We start from the raw sequence: 4,518 nt of genomic DNA, 5'->3' as shown, positions 1-4,518 counted from the left end.
TCGGGTATAATGAGAGATCTCTCCTAAAGAAGAGATATTGAAGAGTTTAGGATTGTATGGGGGTAGAAAGCGTTGAAAACGGCTGATTAGTTACCGAACATACTACCCCCGTGTTTCATTCACTGTTGTAGGGATATCGTATCCTTCAAGTTCTACCACAACCTGGTGCTCTCCCTCATCATCGACGAGATGTACCGTTCTGTCAGGCTGGATACACCCCTCAACGCTCACCGATCTGACTGCCGATCCCGGACCTGGTTTTATTACCGAGATATGATACCTCGAAGAGTGGTACCGCAGATCAATCAGGTACGATCTCCAGGTCTCCGGGATACAGGGATTGAACCTCATACAATCCCCATGAATCTCAAGCCCGAGCAGGGATTCAAGAATCAGCCTGTACATCCAGCCTGCAGAACCCGAATACCATGTCCAGCCTCCACGTCCGGAATAGGGAGGAGCAGTATAGATATCAGAGGCAATAACATACGGTTCCACCCGGTATGTGAGAACATCCGGGTGAGTTTTACCATGATTGATCGGGCTGATAATAGATACCAGTCTCCAGGCCTGCTCGTGATCCTTAAGTGCAGCAAAAGCCATGGCTACCCAGATGGCTGCATGGGAGTAATGCCCGCCGTTTTCGCGGACTCCGGGCACATATCCTTTTATATACCCGGGATTCATGAGCGATGAATCAAACGGAGGGGTGAAGAGAGAAACCAGCCCCTCATCATACCTGATGAGATGGGTGCCTACCGCCTTCATTGCAGAGATAGCCCTCTCTTTTGATCCGGCACCGGAGAGGACAGCCCAGCTCTGGGAGATAGAATCTATCCTGCATTCCTGGTTGAGGGAAGATCCGAGTGGTTCGCCTGAGTCGAAGTAGGCACGGCGGTACCATTCCCCGTCCCACCCGAACTTCTCAAGACTCTCCCTCATCAGTTTCGCTTGCACCCGGCAGTACTCTGCAAATTCAGGATCGTTGTGAAGCAGAGAGATCTCGCCAAACCGTGTAAGCAGATCATAGAGGAAAAATCCGAGCCACACACTCTCTCCCTGTCCTCCTGCCCCGACAAGATTCATCCCATCGTTCCAGTCTCCGGTTCCCATCAGCGGAAGACCATGAGTACCAACCTTGAGACCAGACCGGATAGCCCGGACACCGTGTTCATAGAGCGTATCTGCTGATCCGGAGATTCCGGGAAGATCAAAATATGAGTCCTCGTCAGGGAGTACCTTTCTTCCTTCAAGAAAAGGAGCCACCTCATCAAGAATCTCAAAATCCCGGGTACCAGTTACATACCTGCAGGTTGCGTACGGAAGCCATAGATAATCATCAGAACAGCGGGTCCTCACTCCACGACCGACAGGCGGATGCCACCAGTGCTGTACATCACCTTCTGAAAACTGACGCCCGGCACAGAGGAGGATCTGTTTTCTTGCGAGTTCTGGTTTTGTATGGATAAGGGCCATCACGTCCTGCAGTTGATCCCGGAATCCAAACGCTCCTCCAGACTGGTAAAACCCGGATCGTGCCCAGAGACGGGAGACAATCGTCTGGTAGAGGAGCCATCCGTTGACGAACAGATCCACGGAGGGATCAGGGGTTGTGATATTCACTGCTCCGAGTGTTGATGCCCAGTACTCGTTAACCGCTTTCAGTGACGCACGTGCTGCTCCAACTCCGCGACTGCGGAGAACGAGACTTCGTGCATCCTCCCCATCACGACCGATTCCAAGGGTAAAGATGATTTCACGTTCCTCACCGTCAGTAAGTTCACATAAGACCTGGAGAGCTGCACACGGGTCAAGACCTGCTCCTACTTTATTGGAGAGCCGTTCCTGTTCCATTGCTGCAGGTTTTTCCATCGAACGGTTGCGTCCGATGAATTCATACCGATCGCCGGTAATGGTTCTGCCCGGGACATTTGAGTCAAGAAAGGCAACCCTTCCCGGAAATTCAGAATTATATGGATTTTTAGCAAAGATCGCTCCGGTAACCGGATCAATCTCTGATATCATGTAGGGCAGTGATCGGGACCTGAGTTCTCCTAAAACCCATTCAACATAGCAGGTTACGGAGAGGATACGGGTTTGTCCGGACTGATTCTTTACCCGAAGGGAGAGGATTTTGACAGGATTATCAAGCGATACTGAGACAGTCAGGGTGGTATGAATCCCGTTTCCTGAGTATTCAAAGACTGAATAGCCAAATCCATGCCTGGTTTTGTAATTGTTAGATCCTCTGACCGGTAAGGGAGTAGGAGACCAGAATATGCCGGTCTCTTCATCCCTGATGTACATGGCCTCACCAGAGAGATCAGAGACCGGATCGTTTGTCCAGGGAGTAAGTCTGAACTCATGGGCATTCTCACTCCAGGTATAGGCACTCCCACTCTCTGATACCACGGTCCCAAAATTCTCATTTGCCAGGACATTTACCCAGGGAGCCGGAGTTACTTTCCCTTTCCCGGTGAAGATGATATACTCCTTTCCATCAGGTGAAAACCCTCCGGTTCCGTTGAAATAGAGGAGGTCTTCACCGGAAATACTGATCCCCGGATTATTCTCATGAATCGGAGTCCTGGCAGGGATGAGTTCAGGTACAGGAGTCTCAATCCAGCCAGGCCGTTCGAGCTGCATCGCAAGACTGCCCCTCCGGTCAGAAATTATCGCCCGTGCTACGGTCTGAATCAGGATACGATCCTCATCTGACATCTGCTCCAGACGTCGGATAAAGATGCCACCTTTCTGATTTACCAGAGGATGATCAGAACCCTGGGGAATCTGACGCATGATCTCATCATGCAGTTCCTGCCTGTATCCTGACTGTTCCTCATTCCAGATCACCAGATCAACCATCAAACCCTTTATTCGCCAGTACGCATGGGCCTGAACCATCTCTTTTATCAGACCAATCCCGCTCAGGTGTTGAACCCTCACCAGTACGAGGGGTATGTCTCCTGAGATTCCATACCCCCACAGACCAGACTGGCCACGGGAGTTCTTTTCCAGTATCTTCTGGCTCGCCCTACGCGAGGGATGAGCATAGATAACCGATGAGGCAAGACTCCCGAATAACCGGGCATCCCGTTCTGTAGCATTCAATTGTTTGAGTACAACCTGTGCATGAGTCCAGGCAAGCTCGGATACGCGATCCGCGATGTAACTATCGTAATACTTGTCAACAAGGGCAACCGATTTATCCCGGCTCTCACTGACCCCGGTAAAAATATTCACCCCTGCAGTCTCCTGGGGATCCAGTATGATGGTGCATCTGATTGCAACCACCGGATCAAGTACAGAACCTGCTGAGTTTGAAAGGACTGATGAATCAGTCATAGCGGCAGGATTTGATAGGGAATTCGTCCTTCCGATAAAATTTGATCTGACTGTTTCGTATGAGGTCTTTCGCACCACCGTGCCATGAACAGTCATGAGATGAAGCATCCATGGTGGCTTTTCATCCTCTGATCGTGGTCTTCTTGTGGCTATGATTGCATTCTTCTCCTGAAGAATTTCTGTCTGAACAAAAAGGTTACTGAAGGCCGGATGTGATTCATCTGAGGTCTGGGGAGCCAGGACCACCTCGGCATAACTGGTAAATTCCAGGGTCCTTCGTTTCCATGACCGGTTGGTTACACGTATTCTTCGAAGTTCCACGTCATCTTCAGGAGAAACGATGATTTCGGTGCGGGTATCAAACTCCCGGTCCCGTCTTCTGAATTCAGTACGTGCCTGTTTAAATATCGTTTGAAAGGTTTCAGGATTCTTTTTTGTGGGCTGATACCCATTCGACCAGAACTCTCCACTCGCGAGATCCCTGATATAACAGAAGGTTCCCGAGGTGTCTGCGGTTGGATCTTCCCGCCACCTGGTTACCGCAATATCGTTCCACCTGCTATATCCTGATCCGCTATTATTTACCATCACATGGTAATGCCCGTTCGAGAGAAGGTGTACCTCCGGCCGTGGTGTATGTGCGGTCTGAAAGATACGCATCAGCGATTCGGCATCACCATTCTTCTTATGAACACCCTGCACATCACCGGTATGTGGATAGAATGGAGTAATCCGGGGCATCTTCTCCTGAAGGAGCATAAGCGTTGCCTTAAGGGAGGGATCAGCTTCGAATCGCCTTTGCATGGGACGATTAAGAAGGATATAGGCGAGCGAAAGGAGAGCCATTCCCTGGTGATGTACCATGAATGATCTCACGATAGAGTGATTCTGGCCTGGAGGAATTCGTGAAGGGGTAAAATCAATCGCTTCATAAAAACCGTATGCCCCTGAATATCCGAGTGACTCCATCTCCTTAAGATTCATATAGGTCAAAGACGGATGAACCATCAGACCCATCACTGCAGCATAGGGAGCGATGACCAGATCTTCAGAAAGACCACGCTTAAAACCAAGACCCGGTACTCCGAATGCCCGGTACTGGTAGTTCTGGGTTGCGTCAATGATATTATAGCCAGATTCTGAAATCCCCCAGGGAACATTCCTCTGCCTGCC

The 4,518-nt window shown here is 50.1% G+C and carries 1 protein-coding gene; it reads right to left on the bottom strand.

Translation table 11 applies throughout. The features are described from left to right. Nucleotides 1-102: 102 nt before the first annotated feature. On the bottom strand, nucleotides 103-4,518 hold a 4,416-nt coding region (locus LUQ50_RS07735), incomplete at its 5' end, for a glucoamylase family protein (protein ID WP_300038703.1).

This window comes from Methanospirillum sp. (assembly GCF_028679455.1).
In the GTDB taxonomy this organism is placed as follows: Archaea; Halobacteriota; Methanomicrobia; order Methanomicrobiales; family Methanospirillaceae; genus Methanospirillum.
The sequence above is the reverse complement of the archived record's forward strand: the minus strand, read 5'-3'. Positions and strand labels throughout refer to the sequence as shown.